Origin of the sequence: Brachybacterium sp. AG952, from assembly GCF_004362645.1 — a bacterium.
GTDB classification, from domain to species: domain Bacteria; phylum Actinomycetota; class Actinomycetes; order Actinomycetales; family Dermabacteraceae; genus Brachybacterium; species Brachybacterium conglomeratum.
This window is the reverse complement of sequence record NZ_SNXV01000004.1, coordinates 294,889-311,466: the sequence shown is the minus strand read 5'-3', so window position 1 is coordinate 311,466 and position 16,578 is coordinate 294,889. Positions and strand designations below refer to the sequence as shown.

The 16,578-nt window shown below is 70.3% G+C and carries 14 protein-coding genes; 8 read left to right on the top strand and 6 right to left on the bottom strand.

The window, feature by feature from the left end:
• The first annotated feature begins 282 nt into the window (after nt 1–282).
• From DEU31_RS11755 to DEU31_RS11740, 4 genes are all read left to right on the top strand, one after another.
• Nucleotides 283–1,953 carry an extracellular solute-binding protein gene (locus DEU31_RS11755; protein ID WP_133677252.1) on the top strand — a complete coding sequence of 557 codons (1,671 nt, stop codon included), beginning with the start codon at nt 283–285 and terminating at the stop codon, nt 1,951–1,953.
• 34 nt (nt 1,954–1,987) lie between these two features.
• The gene (locus DEU31_RS11750) at nt 1,988–2,962 is read left to right on the top strand and encodes an ABC transporter permease subunit (RefSeq protein WP_133677251.1); all 975 of its coding nucleotides are present in this window, start codon (nt 1,988–1,990) and stop codon (nt 2,960–2,962) included.
• Between the two features lie 8 nt (nt 2,963–2,970).
• Complete coding sequence (locus DEU31_RS11745; RefSeq protein ID WP_010551874.1) at nt 2,971–3,897, top strand: carbohydrate ABC transporter permease; 927 nt, start codon at nt 2,971–2,973, stop codon at nt 3,895–3,897.
• 101 nt (nt 3,898–3,998) lie between these two features.
• Nucleotides 3,999–5,180, top strand: coding sequence for an endo-1,4-beta-xylanase (locus DEU31_RS11740; RefSeq protein WP_029360857.1), 1,182 nt, complete (start codon nt 3,999–4,001; stop codon nt 5,178–5,180).
• 9 nt (nt 5,181–5,189) lie between these two features.
• Here the strand turns inward: DEU31_RS11740 and DEU31_RS11735 are convergent, their stop codons facing one another.
• On the bottom strand, nt 5,190–6,173 hold the full coding sequence (locus DEU31_RS11735; RefSeq protein ID WP_010551872.1) for an acetylxylan esterase: 984 nt from the start codon (nt 6,171–6,173) through the stop codon (nt 5,190–5,192).
• A 194-nt stretch (nt 6,174–6,367) separates the two neighbouring features.
• Between DEU31_RS11735 and DEU31_RS11730 the strand changes: the two genes are divergently transcribed.
• Complete coding sequence (locus DEU31_RS11730) at nt 6,368–7,408, top strand: substrate-binding domain-containing protein (RefSeq protein WP_010551871.1); 1,041 nt, start codon at nt 6,368–6,370, stop codon at nt 7,406–7,408.
• A 68-nt stretch (nt 7,409–7,476) separates the two neighbouring features.
• Here the strand turns inward: DEU31_RS11730 and DEU31_RS11725 are convergent, their stop codons facing one another.
• Genes DEU31_RS11725 through DEU31_RS11715 form a run of 3 tightly spaced genes read right to left on the bottom strand, consistent with a single transcriptional unit; the run spans nt 7,477 to nt 9,200 of the window.
• A complete protein-coding gene (locus DEU31_RS11725) occupies nt 7,477–7,887 on the bottom strand; it encodes a hypothetical protein (protein ID WP_133677250.1) in 411 nt (136 codons plus the stop codon).
• A 15-nt stretch (nt 7,888–7,902) separates the two neighbouring features.
• Complete coding sequence (locus tag DEU31_RS11720; protein WP_133677249.1) at nt 7,903–8,037, bottom strand: glycoside hydrolase N-terminal domain-containing protein; 135 nt, start codon at nt 8,035–8,037, stop codon at nt 7,903–7,905.
• On the bottom strand, nt 8,037–9,200 hold the full coding sequence (locus DEU31_RS11715) for an ROK family protein (RefSeq protein WP_133677248.1): 1,164 nt from the start codon (nt 9,198–9,200) through the stop codon (nt 8,037–8,039). Before DEU31_RS11715 ends, DEU31_RS11720 begins: the two co-directional genes overlap by 1 nt.
• Before the next feature lie 203 nt (nt 9,201–9,403).
• On the opposite strand from DEU31_RS11715, the gene xylA reads away from it, so the two are divergent.
• Complete coding sequence (gene xylA / locus DEU31_RS11710) at nt 9,404–10,597, top strand: xylose isomerase (protein WP_133677247.1); 1,194 nt, start codon at nt 9,404–9,406, stop codon at nt 10,595–10,597.
• A 306-nt stretch (nt 10,598–10,903) separates the two neighbouring features.
• Nucleotides 10,904–12,295 (top strand): xylulokinase, encoded by a 1,392-nt coding sequence (gene xylB / locus DEU31_RS11705; RefSeq protein ID WP_133677246.1) that lies wholly within the window; start codon nt 10,904–10,906, stop codon nt 12,293–12,295.
• A gap of 48 nt (nt 12,296–12,343) precedes the next feature.
• Here the strand turns inward: xylB and DEU31_RS11700 are convergent, their stop codons facing one another.
• Nucleotides 12,344–13,873: a glycoside hydrolase family 30 beta sandwich domain-containing protein gene (locus tag DEU31_RS11700; RefSeq protein WP_133677245.1), complete on the bottom strand. Its 1,530-nt coding sequence runs from the start codon at nt 13,871–13,873 to the stop codon at nt 12,344–12,346.
• Nucleotides 13,874–14,210: 337 nt separating this feature from the next.
• Between DEU31_RS11700 and DEU31_RS11695 the strand changes: the two genes are divergently transcribed.
• Nucleotides 14,211–15,887, top strand: coding sequence for an extracellular solute-binding protein (locus DEU31_RS11695; RefSeq protein WP_133677244.1), 1,677 nt, complete (start codon nt 14,211–14,213; stop codon nt 15,885–15,887).
• Nucleotides 15,888–15,896: 9 nt separating this feature from the next.
• Here DEU31_RS11695 and DEU31_RS11690 read toward each other — a convergent pair whose 3' ends face one another.
• Complete coding sequence (locus DEU31_RS11690) at nt 15,897–16,544, bottom strand: TetR/AcrR family transcriptional regulator (RefSeq protein ID WP_133677243.1); 648 nt, start codon at nt 16,542–16,544, stop codon at nt 15,897–15,899.
• Nucleotides 16,545–16,578: the final 34 nt, after the last annotated feature.

Genomic DNA, 16,578 nt, shown 5'->3' with positions numbered 1-16,578 from the left:
GAAGGGGTTGCCCACGAGCCGCAAGTTTTCGGGAAGTTCTTGACCAGAGTCGGTTCCACGGTTAGGTTAACCAGCACAACTAACGCATGACGAGAGTCACGTGGAGCCACTCGGCACGGTCGCCGGGCGGGGGCGCATCCCCTCGACTCCACAGTCGGACTCGGTCGGACGAGGGGGCCGTGAGGCCCGTCCCGCCGCCGAGGCATCTGCAGCACCGGTTCGATCTGCTTCGCCCCTCGCCGCACCATCCGGTCCGGCTCAGATCCTGATGAGGAGACGGCAATGACCACGCCCCACCACTTCCCCTTCGCCCCCAGTCGACGCGGATTCGTCGGCCTCTCCGCCGCGGCCTTCGCCACTGTGGCCATGTCCGCCTGCGGCTCCGGCTCCGGCGAGGAGATCGACGCCGAGGCGCAGAGCGTCGGTGCGATGGACGACTACGCGGCCGATATGCAGTTCAAGGCGACCGAGCCGATGCAGGTCAGCATGCTGTGGACCGACTGGCCCGAGGTCCCGGTCGAGGACACCTGGCGGCTCTTCGACCACATCAAGGAGCTCACCAACGTCGAGATCAAGCTGACGCACATCCCCTTCAGCGATGCGACCGAGAAGCGCTCGCTGCTGATCAGCGCCGGCGATGCACCCACCCTGATCCCGCTGGTCTACACCGGTGAGGACGCCCCGTTCGTCTCCTCCGGCGCCGTGGTGCCTCTGAGCGACTACGCGGACAAGATGCCCAACTTCCAGAAGTACCTCCAGGAGTGGGACCTGGCCGACATGATCGAGAACATCAAGCAGGCCGACGGCAAGTACTACATGATGCCCGGCCTGCAGGAGGTCTCCGTCCCCGCCTTCAGCCTCGTGGTCCGCAAGGACGTGTTCGAGGAGCTCACCGGCTCGGTGCCCAACACCTGGGAGGAGTTGCACGAGGGCCTGCGGATGATCAAGGAGGAGTACCCGGACGCGACCCCGCTCGCGGACGGCTTCGAGGGGCAGTCCATGCTCAACTACGCCTCCCACGCCTTCGGCACCAAGGCCGGCTGGGGCTTCGGCGACGGCATGATCGACAACGGCGGCGAGTTCGTCTACGCGGCGACCACCGACGAGTACAAGCAGATGGTCGAGTTCTTCCGCACCCTGGCCGAGGAGGGCCTGCTGGACCGCGAGTCCCTCACCGCCTCCAACGACGGCAGCGGCGCGGCGGGCGTCGACGAGAAGTTCGCGAACGAGACCTGCTTCGCGGCCTCGGGCTCCTCCGGCACCGCGATCGAGTTCGCGCAGGCGCTGAACGAGACGGTCGGTGAGGGCAACCACGACGTCGCTCTCATCCCACCGCCTGCCGGCCCTGCGGGCGAGAACATCGAGCCGCGCAACTTCTGGCACGGCTTCATGCTCAGCTCGCAGGTCACCCAGTCGGAGAACTTCCTGGCCACCCTGCAGTTCGTGGACTGGCTGTACTTCAACCCGGAGGCACGGGACATGCTGCGCTGGGGCGAGAAGGACGTCCACTTCACCAAGGCCGACGACGGATCCATCGAGCTGAAGCCTGAGTTCTCCCTCGACGACTACGCGATCAACCCCGACGGCGAGACCGACATCAAGGTGGACCTCGGCTACTCGACCTTCCCCGCGGAGTCCACCGAGTCCCGGGCGCTCAAGGAGTCCTACAGCACCGACGCGTTCGTCCAGTACATCGACGACGTGCTCACCGTCCGCACGCCCCGTGAGCCCTACCCGCCGGCGCCGCTCGACGAGATGGAGCTCGAGCAGGCCTCGCTCCTGGCGACCCCGATCAAGGACGCGGTGGACACCGCGACCCTGCAGTTCATCATGGGCGAGCGGGACATGGGCGAGTGGGACGCCTTCGTCGGCAAGCTCGAAGCGGCCGGTCTTCCCCGTTATCTCGAGCTGCTCAACGGCGCGCGCAAGCGGTTCGAAGAGGGGACCGGGTGATCGGCTCTACGACGACTGAGGAGGAGGGGAGCTCATGACCATTGCGGAGACCCGGGAGGTCGCGGCGCAGGAGCCTGCGCCGCGGCCCCCGGCCCCCAAGCGCCGTCCCGGAGGGTGGAAGCGTGCACTGCGGCGGGACTGGCCGCTGTACACCTTCGCCATCCTCCCGCTGATCTTCCTGGCGATCTTCCGGTACGTGCCGATGCTCGGCAACGTGATCGCCTTCCGACGCTTCCGCCCGGGCGGGAGCATCTTCGGCGACGAGTGGGTGGGAACCCTCTACGTCGACATGTTCATCCACGATCCCGCGTTCTGGAACGTCTTCTCGAACACGGTGATCATCGGCGCGATGACCCTCGTGGTCTGCTTCCCGCTGCCGATCATCCTCGCGCTGATGCTCAACGAGGTGCGGCGCAAGCACTTCAAGAAGATCGTCCAGTCGATCAGCTACCTGCCGCACTTCCTCTCGGTCGTGATCGTGGTGGGCATGGTCTACCAGCTGCTCTCGCTGCAGGGGACGGTCAACCAGATCACCGAGGCCTTCGGCGGCGAACCGGTCTCCTTCCTGCAGAAGCCCGAGTGGTTCCGGTTCATCTACGTGGCCTCCGAGGCCTGGCAGACCGTCGGCTGGGGGACGATCCTCTACCTCGCCGCGCTCACCGCCGTGGACGACGCCCTCTACGAGGCCGCACGCATCGACGGCGCGAACCGCTGGCAGCAGACCTGGCACGTGACCATCCCCGGGATCCGTCCCACGATGATCACGCTGCTGATCCTGAACATCGGCAACTTCCTCAACGTCGGGTTCGAGAAGGTGCTGCTGCTGTACAACCCCATGACCTACTCGACCGGTGACGTCATCTCGACGTACCTGTACCGCGTGGGTCTGGTGTCCAACAACCTCAGCTACGCGGCGGCCATCGGTCTGTTCCAGGCCATCATCGGATTCGCGATGGTCATGTCCGCGAACTACATCTCGAGACGATTGGTGGGGACGAGCCTGTGGTGATCGAAGCTATGGCCCCGGAGCGACCGCGCAAGGCGGCGGCGGCTCCGCGGTCCTCCCGCATCAAGGACTCCAGGTCCTACAAGGTCTTCACGGCCGTGAACACCATCGCGCTGCTGCTGATGTGCGCGGTGATGCTCTACCCGTTCATCATGCTGCTGGCGCAGTCGTTCAGCTCGGCCGGTGCGATCAACGCCGGGAAGGTCAACCTCTTCCCCGTCGACTTCAACCTCGACACCTATCGGGCCGTCGCGGACAACGACAGCTTCTGGCGCAGCTACGGCAACACCGTGCTCTACACGGTGATCGGCACGACCATCGCGATGGTGCTGACCACCACGTATGCGTTCGTGCTGTCGAAGAAGCACCTGCGCGGCCGCGGCCTGCTGATCGGCATCGCCGTGTTCACGATGTTCTTCAACGGCGGCATCGTCCCCAACTACGTGCTCGTCTCCTCCCTGGGCATGAAGAACACGATGTGGGCGGTGATCCTCCCGCCGGCGCTGTCGGTCTTCAACCTGCTGGTGATGAAGGCGTTCTTCGAGAACCTGCCCACCGAGCTCGAGGAGGCGGCGCACATCGACGGTCTGAGCTGGTTCGGGATCTTCTTCCGGATCACGCTGCCGCTGTCCAAGGCGGTGATCGCCACGATGGTGCTGTTCTACTCGGTGCAGTACTGGAACGACTGGTTCGCGGCGTTCCTCTACCTGGACCGCACCGAGCTGTTCCCCGTGACGCTGTTCCTGAGGAACCTGATCGCCGGAGCCTCGACAGCGGCCTCCGAGGGGGCCGCGGCCTCCGGCTCGACCGTCAGCGACATCAACGCCAACATCCAGTCGGTGACGATGATCCTGATCCTGATCCCCATCCTGTGCGTGTACCCGTTCGTGCAGCGGTACTTCGTCTCGGGGATCATGCTCGGCTCCGTCAAGGGCTGAGCGCCCTGCGCGCCGTCGGCTCTCCTCCGCCGGAGGGGTGCCCGTACGGGTCGTGGCAGTCCCGCAGTGAATCACCCGTCGAAGACGTCGAAGGAGACAGCATGAGACGCCGTCAGATACTTGCCGCCGGAGCAGTGGCCACGACGATGGCCGCCGTTGCACCGGCAGCGTCCGCCGCGCCCGGCGGAGGGCGTGGACCGACGCAGCCCCCGGGGGACGGGACGACGAAGCCCCCGGGCCTGGCGAAGAAGGACGACCTCGCCTTCGCCGCAGGCAGCACGCTGAAGATCGGCTGCGCCGTCGCCGGCGGCGGGCACCACACGGACGCGGACTATCCCGATCCGTTCACCGCCGACGAGCCCTACCGCGGCGTGCTCGCGACCGAGTTCACCTCGCTCTCGGCGGAGAACCAGATGAAGTGGGATCATCTGCGTCCGGCGCAGGACACGTACGACTTCGCCGACGCCGACGCGATCATGGACTTCGCCGAGGCGAACGGTCAGGTGGTGCGCGGCCACACCCTGATGTGGCACAGCCAGAACCCCGCCTGGCTCGCGGAGGGCGACTTCAGCCCCGAGCAGCTGCGCGAGATCCTGAAGGACCACATCACCACCGTGGTGGGCCGCTATGCGGGCCGGATGCAGCAGTGGGACGTGGTCAACGAGATCGTCGACGACAACGCCGAGCTGCGCCTCGAGGGGAACATCTGGCTGCGGGAGCTGGGCGTCGAGGTCATCGCCGACTGCTTCCGCTGGGCGCACGACGCCGATCCGCAGGCGCTGCTGTTCGTCAACGACTACAACGTCGACGGCATCAATCCCAAGTCCGATGCCTACTACGCTCTGATCCAGGACCTGCTCGCCGACGGCGTGCCCATCCACGGCTTCTCCACCCAGGGCCATCTGTCGATCCGCTACGGCTTCCCCGGCGATCTCGCGGAGAACCTCCAGCGCTTCGCCGACCTCGGCCTGCAGACCGCGATCACCGAGCTCGATGTGCGCATGGATCTGCCGGAGGGCGGGGAGCCGACGCAGGCGCAGCTCGAACAGCAGGCCGACTACTACCGCCGCGTCACCGAGGCGGCGCTGGCCGTGGACGGCTGCGACTCCCTGACCCTGTGGGGTGTGCTCGACAAGTACTCGTGGGTGCCGGGCACCTTCCCGGGGGAGGGCGCGGCGACCGTGCTGTGGGACGACTTCACCCGCAAGCCCGCCTACTACGCGGTGCAGGACGCGCTCGCTGAGGCGAGCGGACGGGCAGGGCACCCGGCGCTGCGGCGCTGAGAGCGCCGTTCACAGGCGGGCCCGCAGCCAGTCGAGCTGTCGGCGCTGCTGGGCGGGCCCGCCGCCCTCGTGGTGGTTGTACGGGTAGACGACCATCTCCCGCTGGGGATCGGTGCCGCTCGCGCTGCCGTAGAGGTTGTGGGCGGCGAAGACGGTCGACGGCGGGCAGATGGTGTCGCGCAGGGCCACCGAGAACATCGCGGGTGCGGTGGCCCTGCGGCCCAGGTGCAGGGCATCGACGTAGGACAGGGTGCGGAGAGTCTGCTGCTCGAGCTCCCGGTGCACCGCCAGGTAGCGCACGATCTCCTGGTACGGATCGGCGTCCGTGATGTCGATCGCGCGGCGCATGTGGGTCAGGAACGGGACGTTCGCGATCAGTGCGTCGACGTCGGGCACCAGGCCGGCGGCGCCGAGCGCGAGCCCGCCGCCCTGGCTGCTGCCGGTGACCGCCACCCGGCCGTCGACCCCGGGCAGCGCACGAGCCGTGTCCACGGCGCGCACCGCGTCGGTGAGCAGCCGCGTGAGATAGGAGGTGTGCGGGGACTCGATGCCGCGGGTCATCACGCCCAGAGCGGCCGGCCCCGAGCCGACGGGATCGGCGGTGTGACCGCCGGCGCCCCAGCTCGAGCCCTGGCCGCGCGTATCCATCAACAGGTGCGCGTACCCGGCAGCGGCCCAGGCCAGGCGCTCGAGCGGCTCGCCCCGGCCGCCTCCATAGCCGATGTACTCGACCACGACGGGCAGATCGCTCGAGGCGGCGGCGGGCCGGTTGTACCAGGCACGGACCGGGGTGCCGTCGTGCCCGGCGAAGCTCACGTCCCAGGTGTCCACGAGACTCAGTCCGTTGTCCACGCGCTCGAGGGAGAGCAGCGGTGCGGCGGCTTCGCGGGAGCGGGAGAGCGTGTCCTCCCAGAAGGAGTCGAGGTCACCGGGCTCGGCGACCTCGGGCCGGTACTCCCGCAGCGTCTCGAGGGACATGTCGAACAGCGCCATACGGGGAACCTCCACGTGAGCGCCGGGGAGAATGCTCCTGCGCCAGCGCACGAAAAAGACATGAAAATAGGCTGAAAGTTGCGTTCCGGTTTAGGCTAGGGCCGATGATGTGGCCGGTCAAGCACCCTTCGCCCGGTACTGTCCAGGGAGACGACCCCGGGTGTCGAGGCTTGGGAGCAGGGAGAGGTGAGGTCATGGCCCAGAGCAGCGCACGCAGCGAGCGCGTCACGCTGAAGGAGGTGGCAGAGAAGGCCGGGGTGTCCCTCGCGACCGCCTCCAAGGTGATGAACGGGCGTGCGGATGTGCGCCAGTCGACGCGCGAGACTGTCGCCCAGGCCGCCCGCGACCTCGGGTACCAGCCCAAGCGCCGTGAGAGCGACCGCCGACGCTCGGCGCTGATCCACTTCGACACGCTCACCAGCCCGTACTCGCTGCAGGTGCTCGAAGGGGCCGAGCAGGCCGCGCACCGCGCGGACGTCGACCTGATCGTCGTCAGCGGCGATCAGACGGCGGCCGGACTCTCCCGGGCGTGGATGGCAGAGGTGGCCTCCCGCGGTGTCGAGGGCGTCATCCTGGTGACCACGCCGATCGGTGCCCGCCATGCCCGCTGGAGCCGCGACCTCTCGCTGCCGCTGATCGCGATCGATCCCGTGTCCATCGACCCGGACGTCCAGGGCATCGTCACCATCTCGGCCACCAACTGGGAGGGCGGCGGAACCGCAGTCGAGCATCTGCTGGACCTCGGGCATCGCCGCATCGGCGTGCTCGCCGGCCCGGAGGACTCGGTCCCGGCGCGCCAGCGGCTCCAGGGCTACCACTCCGCGCTCGGCTCGGTCGGGGTGCAGTGGGAGCGGAGCCTGATCGAGCACGGAAGCTTCTCCTACGAGGACGGACAGCGGGGCGCCGAGCGTCTGCTGCAGCTCCCCGATCCGCCCACCGCCATCTTCGCCGTCGCGGACACCCTCGCGGTCGGGGCCCTGCGTGCTGCGCGCCAGCTCGGCGTCGAGGTGCCCGAGCAGCTCAGCGTGGTCAGCTTCGACGACACGATGATCGCGCAGTGGACGCACCCGCAGCTCACCGCGGTGCGCCAGCCCCTGTTCTCCATGGGGCAGGTCGCGATCGAGCGGCTGCTCGCCCTCTCCGCCGACCCCGGGCTCTTCGCCCATCCCTTCAAGCTGGAGACCGTGCTCATCGAGCGCGAGTCGACGACCCCGAAGGAGGAGCAGGGCTCCTGACCTCCGGGGCCGTCGGCTGCGCTGTCGGTCGGCGCCCGAAGACCCGCAGGCCCGTCGGTCGTAGACCCTCAGGATCCGTCGACGAACCGGTCGCGGGCGCCGTTGATCAGCTCCACGTAGCTCTCCAGCCCGGAGGCCTCGAGCTCGCCGAGGAAGGCGTCCCACTCGCCCATGTCCCGCTGGCCCAGGATGAACTGCAGCGTGGCGGTGTCCGCCACGGAGACGAGGGTGACGTGCTCGCCGTCGGCCGTGCGCACGCGATGCAGGGCGGCTCCGAGATCCAGCTCGCGCGGCCCCGGTGCGGCCCCCGGCACCTCGACCACGAGATCGCCGACGAGCTGGTACGCCTGGCTCCAGCTCGCGCCGAGAGCCGCCAGCACCTGCTCGGCCTCCGCCTCCCGGCCGGCGCGGAACAGGGCCCGGGCCTCGGCACGGGCCGCTGCGGCGGTCTCCGCGTCGGCGCGCCTATCGGAGTTCACGCCCGGCATGCCCGACTACAGTGTCGACTCGTGGAGCCCGAAGCGCGCGCGGGCCGGGTCGCCCCAGGCCATGGCGCCGAGACGGCCGTTGCCGAGCGGCAGTGCGTCGAGCCAGTCGTCGGCGGGTGAGCGGCGGGTCAGGACGGTCATCAGCTCTCCTTCTCGACCCAGCTCACCGGCGCGTCGAACACCGGCTGCAGCGCCGCGCGCGCCGCGCCGTGCAGCGCGGGGTCGGCGAGGGCGTCGGCCCGCTCGATCGCGACGGGCCCGGCCTCGGCGGCCAGGGCGTGGCGGTCCACGGTCTCCTGCACCACCGGCGTGATCTCCTCCGCGATCGGCGCGAGATAGCCGGAGAGCACCACGGTGGACAGGTCCAGCACGTTCAGGGCGTTGGCGATCGCGAGGCCGAGCGAGCGGCCGATCACGCCGATCACCTCGGCGCGGCTCGAGCTGCGCGCGAGCTCCTCGACGAGGTCCTCGATCCGCACCTCGTCGGAGAGACCCGCCTGGCGCACCAGAGAGAGGTAGGAGATGTAGGCCTCGAGGCAGCCGCGCCGCCCGCAGCGGCACTGCCGCCCGTCGGGCGCGACGACCGTGTGTCCGAACTCGCCGGCCCAGCCGTGCGCACCCTCGAGCACCGCGCCGTCCAGCACCACCGCGCCGCCGACGCCCGTCGAGCCGCGCACGTAGAGGAACGACTCGCCCGGGCGGCGGTCGATCTCGGTGAGCACCGAGAGGCGGTTGTCGTTCTGGGCGCCGACGGGCCAGGCCGCGGGCGCCAGCAGCTCCTGCAGTCGGGAGATCACGGGGACATCCGCCCAGTCCAGGCCCGGGGCGGAGAGGATCCGGCCGTCCTCGGGGGAGAGACGGCCCGGGATCGCGGCGGTCACGCCGACCACCGGCAGCTCCGGCGCCTCCTCCCGCACCTCGTGGACGAGCTGGGCCGCGAGCGCGAGGGCGTCCTCGGCCGTGCCCTCGGCGATGCGGTGGTAGGTGGTGCGGCGCGCGAGCTCGGCGCCGGTGAGGTCGATGCCGAGGCAGGAGATGTGGTCAGCGGCGATCTCGAGCCCGATCGCGAGCAGGGTCCCGGAGGCGGGTCGCAGCGGCACCATCGGCCGCCCGGCGCCCGCCGCGACCGGCTCTCCCTCGGCCACCAGGCCCGCGCCGATCAGCTCCTCGACGAGCTTGGAGACGGTGGGCTTGGTGAGCTGCGTGAGCGTCGCGAGGCCCGCGCGGGAGGTGGGGGAGGGGGTGGTCTGCAGGGCGCGCAGCACGGCGGAGAGGTTGTGCTCGCGCAGGTGGGTGGACTGCATCGCGTCCGTCCTCTCGTGCTCGTCCGTGCTCGTCGCTGTCGGCGTTCGGGGTTCGTCGGCTCCCCGGGTTGTGCGGGACAGCCTCCCATGCGTAGATTAGTAACGGAAACTTACTAAGGGAAGGGGTGCACCCCCGCCATGGCGGACCGCCGCCGTGCGCAGCACCCCCGACGACGCCGTCGACCACCACCGAGGAGCACCCCATGACCGCACCCACCCCCACCCGTGACGACAAGTTCTCCTTCGGCCTGTGGACCACGGGCTGGCAGGCGCAGGACCAGTTCGGCTCCGCCACCCGCCCGCCGCTCGAGCTCACCGCCCACGTCCGCAAGCTCGCGGAGCTCGGCGCCTGGGGCTTCACCTTCCACGACAACGACGTGATCCCCTTCGACGCCACCCCCGAGGAGCGCTCGCGGATCATCGACCAGCTCAAGAAGGTCACCGAGGAGACCGGCCTGGTGATCGAGATGGTCACCACCGACACCTTCGCCCACCCAGTCTTCAAGGACGGCGCCTTCACCTCCAACGACCGCTCCGTGCGCCGCTTCGGCCTGCGCAAGGTGCTCGCCAACGTCGACCTCGCCGCCGAGCTCGGCGCGAGCACCTTCGTGATGTGGGGCGGGCGCGAGGGCTCCGAGTACGACGGCTCCAAGGATCTCCACGCCGCGCTCGAGCGCTACCGCGAGGGCCTCGACACCGTCGCCGGCTACATCAAGGACAAGGGCTACGACCTGCGCATCGGCCTCGAGCCCAAGCCCAACGAGCCCCGCGGCAACATCTTCCTGCCCACCGTCGGCCACGCCCTGGCCTTCATCGAGCAGCTCGAGCACGGCGACATCGTCGGCATCAACCCCGAGACCGGCCACGAGCAGATGGCGACCCTGAACTACACCCACGGCCTCGCCCAGGCGCTGTGGAGCGACAAGCTCTTCCACATCGACCTCAACGGGCAGCACGGCCCGATGTACGACCAGGACCTCGTGTTCGGTCACGGCGACCTGATCAGCGCGTTCTTCACCGTGGACCTGCTCGAGAACGGCTTCCCCTCGAAGCCCGGCGCCTACGAGGGCGCTCGCCACTTCGACTTCAAGCCCTCCCGCACCGAGCACGAGCAGGGCCAGTACGACTCTGCGGCGGCGAACATGGAGATGTACCTGATGCTCAAGGAGCGCGCGATCGCGTTCCGTCAGGACTCCGAGGTGCAGGAGGCCATGGCCTACTCCGGCATCGAGGAGCTCTCCCAGCCCACCCTCGGCGAGGGCGAGACCCTCGCGGACCTCCTCGCGGACCGCTCCACCTTCGAGGACTTCGACGCCGACAAGGCCGGCGAGCGGAACTACGGCTTCGTGCGCCTGCAGCAGCTGGCCATGCAGCACCTCCTCGGCTTCCGCGCCTGAGGATCCAGGCCCGGGGCCCGAGGCTGGTCGGCGGGCGCCCTGCATCGGGCCCGTGTCTTCCACTGGCGCTCAGCCCGCAGCCATCGGCCATAGGCCGGGTGGCTGCGGGCTGAGCGCCACTGGATGCGGCGGCCGGGCCCGCGCACCCTCCGGCACCGCCCCGGCCCGAGGCCGGCTTCCGGGGGCGGCCGGTCGCTCCTCGCCCGTACCCTGGCCTCGTGCGCGGGGCGCGCCCGCGCCCCGCTGACCGCCTGACAGGCCCCCTCACCTGCCCTTCCGTCCCGACCCGCTCGCAAAGGACCCCTCATGGCCCCGCTCGTCCTCGGCATCGACTCCTCCACCCAGTCCACGAAGGCGCTGCTCGTCGACGCCGAGACCGGGCAGGTGCTCGAGGAGCGCCGCGCCTCCCATCCCGACGGCACCGAGGTCGACCCCCGCGCCTGGCTCCGGGCGGTCGACGAGGCGGCGGGCCCCCTGCTCGAGCGGGCCGACGCCCTCGCCGTCGGCGGCCAGCAGCACGGCATGGTGCTGCTCGACGAGGCGGGCGAGGTGGTGCGTGATGCGCTGCTGTGGAACGACACCCGCTCCGCCCCGCAGGCGCAGACCCTGATCGAGGAGATGGGCGGGGCCGCAGCCAGCGTCGAGGAGATCGGCAGCCTCATGGTCGCGTCCTTCACCGCGTCCAAGCTGCGCTGGGTGCGCGACGAGGAGCCCGAGAACGCGCGGCGTGCTGCGCAGGTGCTGCTCCCGCACGACTTTGTCTCCCTCCACCTCGCCGAGTCCGGCACCGCCCCGTTCACCGATCGCGGCGACGCCTCCGGCACCGGCTACTACTCCACCCGCGAGGAGGCATGGAAGCCCGAGCTCGTCGAGGCCGCGCTCGGGAAGGGCCTCGAGCTGCCGCGCCTGCCCGAGGCCCCGAACGAGGTCATGGCCCGCACCGCCTCCGGGGCCGCGATCGCGGCCGGCACCGGCGACAACATGGGCGCCGCGCTCGGCCTGTCGCTGGGCCCCGGCGACGTCTCCGTCTCGATCGGCACCTCCGGCGTGTGTGCGATGGTCAGCGATGCGCGACCCGGCGATGCCAGCGGCACGGTGACCGGCTTCGCCGATGCGACCGGCCGCTTCCTGCCTATGACCACCACCATCAACGCCTCCCGCATCCTCGAGGCCGGCCGCGCCCTGCTCGGCGTCAGCCACGACGAGATGGCCGAGCTGGCGCTCGCCTCCGAGCCCGGCGCGAACGGCGTGACCCTGCTGCCCTACTTCGACGGGGAGCGCACCCCGAACCGCCCCCACGCCCGCGCCACCCTGACCGGCATGAGCACCTCCACCACCCGCGAGGACGTGGCCCGCGCCTACGTCGAGGCCCTGCTGTGCTCCCTCGCCGACGGCATCACGTCCCTCGAAAAGCGCACCGGCACGGCCGCCCGCCGCATCACCCTGATCGGCGGCGGCGCCCGCTCCCGCGCTGTCCAGCAGCTCGCGCCCGCGATCTTCGGCCGTGAGGTCACGATCGCGCCCGACGGGGAGTTCGTCGCCCTCGGCGCCGCCCGTCAGGCCGCCTGGGCGCTCGCCGGCACCGAGGAGCCCCCCGCCTGGGAGATCAGCGGCTCGCGGATCGTCGACGCGGAGCCGACGCCCGAGGTGCTCGAGGCCTACCGCGAGCTGAAGGAGCGGACCGAGGGCTGGGGGTGAGGGCGCGGGCGGCGTTCCCGCGGGAACGCCGCCCGGCTCACCGCCGGCTCACCGTCGCCGCACCTGCTGACGCTCGGTGAGTACGCAGGTCGCGAGCGTCCAGCCGGGCAGAGCGACGGTGAGCTCCCGCTCCCCGGCGCGGACCCGGAGGGTGCGGGCGGGTGCATTGTTGTGCAGCACGACGACCACCGACCCGTCGGGGCGCAGACAGGCGACGTTCGGTAGGTCCTCGGCATCCGCTGAGGCGAGCACGGGGGAGCCCACCGGCACGAAGCGGGAGAAGTGAGCCATCACGTACAGCTCGGAGTTCGGGGTCAGGGCCCCGGTCGACTCGTCGATCTGGAACAGCCCCGTGCCGTTGGTGAAGGTCGCCGGTCCCGGCCCACCGTCCTGGTCCAGGACCAGGTTGAACAGGATGATCCCCTGGTGGTGGTGGCGCAGGGCCGGCAGGAACAGCTGGTTGGACATCCACCAGATCCCGTCGGCGAAGTCGGCCTTGTAGGGCTTGCCGGGATCCTGGGTCCCGGACTGCTCGGTGAACCAGATCGGGGAGTCCGGGTGGGCGGCGTGCAGCGGCTCGACCGCATCGGCGCTGCCCGCGTAGGCGTGGAAGGCGGACCCGACCCGCTGCGGGTCGATGCCCTGCCCGGCCAGCTCGTCGAGTACCTGCTGGGGGTAGTCGACGCGGTCCCAGTTGTGGTCGTAGGAGAGGATCCGGGTGTCCAGGCCGCGCTCGTCCAGCTCTTCGAGGAGGTGGGAGATGACCGACGTCTGGACCTCGGGCGACATGCCCATGCAGGGATAGGCGGCCGTGTCGTGCAGCGGCTCGTTCTGCACGGTCAGCGCCGAGACGTGCAGGCCCGGCGCCGCCGCCTCGTAGGCCTCCACGGCGCGCGCGAGGTACTCGGCCCAGAGCCGGCGGGTCTCCTCGTCCTCGTGCAGGGCGCCGCCGATCAGCGAGCCGTTCATCTTCATCCAGGCCGGGGCCGACCAGGGCGAGAGGACCACCTCGAGCTCCCCGGCGACCTCGAGGATCTCGCGCAGCACGGGCAGGATCGTCCCCTCGTCGCGCGAGAGGTCGAAGTGCGCAAGCGGGTCGGCCGACGGGCCGGGCTCGTCGGCGAGCGTGTAGTAGGTCCGCTCACCCTCGTTGGGGGCGAAGTCGCAGGTCCCGACGGGGATCCGCAGGGCACTCAGGCGCAGCGGGCCGTTCGGGGAGAACATCTCCTGCAGGAGCCGGCGGCGCCGGGCGGCGGGCATGCGCAGCAGCAGCCAGGCCGCCGAATGCGTGAGCGCGGGCCCGAAGCCGTCCAGGGTGTGCCGGCGGGAGGCGGTGTCGATCTCGAGCGTCGCGTCCGGGGCGGCGTCCGTGGTCGGGACCTGCTCCCACACGATCTCCCGCTCGCCCTGGGTGGCGACCACGCCGCCGGAGCGGTCCACCCGCACCTGTTGGGAGGGCATCCCCGTCGGCGGGCCGTCGGCATGGGCCGGGGCGGACAGGAGTGGCGCGGCGGCCGCGCCGGCGGTGGTGAGGCCGAGCGCTGTCAGGGCGGTGCGGCGGCGGAGGGGTGCGGTCATGGCGGGGTCCTTCCGGGGCATGGCGGGGCCCGGTGTCGTCGACCGTGCAGGTCAGCGCCTCGAGCAGCGGTGCCCGAGGTGATGCCCCGCGTCGGCGGAGGGGCAGTGACGGCGCCGACCCTAGCCGCGCGCCGCACCGGGCGGAACCCGGGTCGCGGGCGTCGGCGGCCCCTCGGTGCCTCCCCGACCCGCGCGCGCGAGGGCGCCGAATCCGTGACCCGATCGTGACGTGAGGCACCTCGGGCCGCCCGTGGGCCCGTCTAGACTCCCGGTCATCAACGCCTAATGACCGTTAGGCGTTTGCTCGGTTGTCGACCCGACCTCAAGGGAGAGCGTCATGCATCACGATTCCTCGCGCACCATCCGCCCCTCGCGCCGCAGCGTCCTCGCGCTCGGCGCGACCGCCCTTGGGGTCACCGGGCTCGCCGCCTGCAGCGGCGGGGGCGGCGGCTCCGCCGGCGGCTTCGAGCAGCAGGACCTCGAGCTGCCCACCTACGTCGAGCCGCCCGCCCCGGAGGGCGCGATCGTCTCCGAGGTCGAGGGCATGCCGATGATCATCACCGACCCCGTCAAGGAGTACTTCACCTCCGTGGGCGAGGTCCCCGGCAGCGGCGACGAGGTCACCACCTTCCAGGTGCTGTGGGCGGCACCGCCCCGGCCCCGCGAGCAGAACGTGTACTGGCAGGAGCTCGAGGAGCGGCTGAACGTCACCTTCACCCCCACCCTCACCGCCTCCGACGGCTACAACGACAAGTTCTCCACCACGATCGCCTCGGGCAGCGTCCCCGATCTCTCCTTCGTGCAGGACAATGACGCGATCGGGCAGCGAGCCCTGGCCGACGGCGCCTTCGCCGACCTCACCGAGGTGCTCGCCGGCGACAACATCCTCCAGTGGCCGAACCTCGCCAACGTCTCCACCAACGCCTGGCAGGTCTCCGCCAAGAACGGCCACCTCTACGGCATCCCCAACGAGAACCCCTATCTCACGAACTTCCCGATCATCCGCGGCGACCTCATGCGGATGGCCGGACACGACTCCTTGGGCACGAACACTGACGAGTTCCTGCAGGTCATGACGGACATCGCGGGGCTGAAGAAGGCGCACGGGAAGCAGATCTGGGCGCTCGCCGGGATCAGCGGCACGGTCCAGGCGATGTTCGAGTGGATGTTCCGCGCCGGCACCACCTGGCAGCTCGACGACGCCGGAAAGGTCACCAACGTCCTCATGACCGACGCCTTCGAGCAGGTCATGGAGTTCGAGACCAAGCTCTGGGAGGCCGGCGCCATCCACCCCGACGGCATCGGCGGCGACCTCCCTGACATGTTCACCCCGGGCCAGATCGCGCTCTCGGTCGACTCCTTCTCCGGCTTCTTCGGAAACCCCATCATCGGCCAGGTCGTCGAGGCGACCCCCGAGGCCGAGCTCGAGTTCTTCGTGCCCCCGGCCGTCGACGGCGGCGACCTCGTCATCCAGCGCGACGACGGTTACTGGGGCATCGTCGCGATCTCCGCGGCCGCCGCCGAGGACGAGGAGCGCCTGCACGAGCTGCTGAACATCGTCAACTACTGGCGCGCGCCCTTCGGCTCCGAGGAGGCGCTGTTCATCGGCACCGGCACCGAGGGCGTGAACTACGAGTTCGGGAAGGACCACGAGATCGTCGGTCTGAACGACGAGCAGGCGGACTCGGACCGCCTGGCCCTGCAGTGGCTGGGTGCCTTCAACTCGCCGATCTACTCGATCGGCTCGACCCTGCACGACTACGTCGACAACTTCCGCACCACCATGGAGTCGCTGATCTCCCAGACCGTGCCGAACCCGGTCGCGGGCATCATCGCCCCGAGCGCGGCGACGCTGAACGCGAAGCTCGACTCGATCAACGAGGACTACCGCAACGGCTTCGTCACCGGCCGTCGCCCGCTGAGCGAGATGCAGACCTATCGCGACGCATGGCTCAAGGGCGGCGGGCAGACCCTCTGCGACGAGTACACCGAAGCCCTCGACCAGGCGTCCTGAGCGATGCCCTCATCCGCTGTCGCGACCGGAGCCGTCGCGGAGGTCCGCCAGGATCGCCCGCACGGCCCGGCGCGTCACCGCGGCCATGTCCAACGACTCGGGCGCGAGCAGGAACTGGTACTGGATGCCGTCCATCACCGCCACGATCGCGGCCGCGGCCTCCAGCACGTCCTGCTCGTCGAGGGACGGATCGGCCACGGCGCTGAGCAGCGCGTCCCGCACCGGCGCCCGCAGCCCTTCGAACCGCGCCCGGAACGACTCCTGGGCGGGGTGGCCCTCGGTGATCGACTCGCCGAGCAGCACCGCGTACAGCTGGGTCAGACCGCGGTCGCGGGCGTTGAGCTCCGCGGTGTCCCCGAGGTGGTCCAGCAGCGCCTGGCCGCCCTCGTCGAAGGACGTCGGCCCGCCGCCGCGGGAGATCTCGTCGCGGTAGGCGATCAGCTCGGTGAGCAGGGACTCCTTGTTGCGGAAGTGGTGGAGCAGGGACGGCGCGGAGATGCCGACGTCCTGCGCGATCGCCGCGAGGGACGCCCCGGCGTAGCCGCGTCGGCCGATGGTGCGCGCCGCCGACTCGAGGATCTCCCGGCGCCGCAGCGCGGACCGTCGGGCGCGCGGACCCAGCGTCGGGTCGGTCGGGTCCGGGGAGGTGCTGGCCATGGCCCGCACCCTAGTGCGTCCCGCCCGGGACGCG

Excerpts from the sequence above, each read along its gene's own strand:
- DEU31_RS11715 (WP_133677248.1), bottom strand. The coding sequence starts at position 9,200 with ATGCAGTCCACCCACCTGCGCGAGCACAACCTCTCCGCCGTGCTGCGC.
- DEU31_RS11720 (WP_133677249.1), bottom strand. The coding sequence starts at position 8,037 with ATGACCGTCCTGACCCGCCGCTCACCCGCCGACGACTGGCTCGACGCA.
- xylA (WP_133677247.1), top strand. The coding sequence starts at position 9,404 with ATGACCGCACCCACCCCCACCCGTGACGACAAGTTCTCCTTCGGCCTG.
- DEU31_RS11690 (WP_133677243.1), bottom strand. The coding sequence starts at position 16,544 with ATGGCCAGCACCTCCCCGGACCCGACCGACCCGACGCTGGGTCCGCGC.
- DEU31_RS11740 (WP_029360857.1), top strand. The coding sequence starts at position 3,999 with ATGAGACGCCGTCAGATACTTGCCGCCGGAGCAGTGGCCACGACGATG.
- DEU31_RS11730 (WP_010551871.1), top strand. The coding sequence starts at position 6,368 with ATGGCCCAGAGCAGCGCACGCAGCGAGCGCGTCACGCTGAAGGAGGTG.
- DEU31_RS11750 (WP_133677251.1), top strand. The coding sequence starts at position 1,988 with ATGACCATTGCGGAGACCCGGGAGGTCGCGGCGCAGGAGCCTGCGCCG.
- DEU31_RS11735 (WP_010551872.1), bottom strand. The coding sequence starts at position 6,173 with ATGGCGCTGTTCGACATGTCCCTCGAGACGCTGCGGGAGTACCGGCCC.
- xylB (WP_133677246.1), top strand. The coding sequence starts at position 10,904 with ATGGCCCCGCTCGTCCTCGGCATCGACTCCTCCACCCAGTCCACGAAG.
- DEU31_RS11700 (WP_133677245.1), bottom strand. The coding sequence starts at position 13,873 with ATGACCGCACCCCTCCGCCGCCGCACCGCCCTGACAGCGCTCGGCCTC.
- DEU31_RS11745 (WP_010551874.1), top strand. The coding sequence starts at position 2,971 with ATGGCCCCGGAGCGACCGCGCAAGGCGGCGGCGGCTCCGCGGTCCTCC.
- DEU31_RS11695 (WP_133677244.1), top strand. The coding sequence starts at position 14,211 with ATGCATCACGATTCCTCGCGCACCATCCGCCCCTCGCGCCGCAGCGTC.
- DEU31_RS11755 (WP_133677252.1), top strand. The coding sequence starts at position 283 with ATGACCACGCCCCACCACTTCCCCTTCGCCCCCAGTCGACGCGGATTC.